Raw genomic sequence first — 866 nt, forward strand, 5'->3', positions numbered from 1 at the left:
TCTTCCTCGGTTGCTCCGTCAAATACCGGACTTGCTACATGCAGTCCAAGCTGTCTGGCAGCCATTCCTAAATGCAGCTCAAACACCTGTCCGATGTTCATACGGGATGGCACCCCTAATGGGTTCAGCATGATGTCGATTGGTGTACCGTCTGGCAGGAATGGCATATCCTCTTCCGGTAAAATTTTAGAGATAACCCCTTTATTACCGTGGCGCCCTGCCATTTTATCTCCTTCGTGAATTTTACGTTTTTGCACGATATAGACACGAACAAGCTGGTTTACACCTGGTGGTAACTCATCGCCATCTTCCCGATTAAAGATTTTTACATCTAAGACAATTCCATCGCCGCCGTGAGGAACACGTAAAGAGGTATCTCTTACTTCACGCGCCTTCTCCCCGAAAATCGCATGTAATAAGCGTTCTTCTGCGGAAAGCTCCGTCATTCCTTTTGGTGTTACTTTTCCGACAAGAATATCACTGTCTGTTACTTCTGCACCGATACGGATAATTCCCTGTTCATCAAGGTTTTTCAGGGCATCTTCCCCAACGTTCGGAATATCTCTGGTGATTTCCTCCGGTCCAAGCTTGGTATCACGGGATTCTGATTCAAATTCTTCAATATGAATCGACGTATAGACATCATCTTTCACAAGGCGTTCACTCATAATGATGGCATCCTCGTAGTTATAACCTTCCCAGGTCATAAAGCCGACAAGAACGTTTTGACCTAACGCTAATTCGCCGTCTTCCATCGAAGGACCATCCGCAAGCACTTCTCCTTTTGTGACACGATCTCCCTCTGCCACAATCGGACGCTGATTATAACATGTTCCCTGGTTGGAGCGTTTATATTTTTGTAAACC

1 pseudogene is annotated in these 866 nt (G+C 45.7%); it reads right to left on the reverse strand.

Annotated features, from left to right (window positions below):
- Positions 1 to 866, reverse strand: a pseudogene (locus FLK20_RS21395) (DNA-directed RNA polymerase subunit beta); the annotation flags it as partial.

Source organism: Oceanobacillus sp. CFH 90083 (assembly GCF_009389585.1).
Taxonomy (GTDB): domain Bacteria; phylum Bacillota; class Bacilli; order Bacillales; family Amphibacillaceae; genus Oceanobacillus.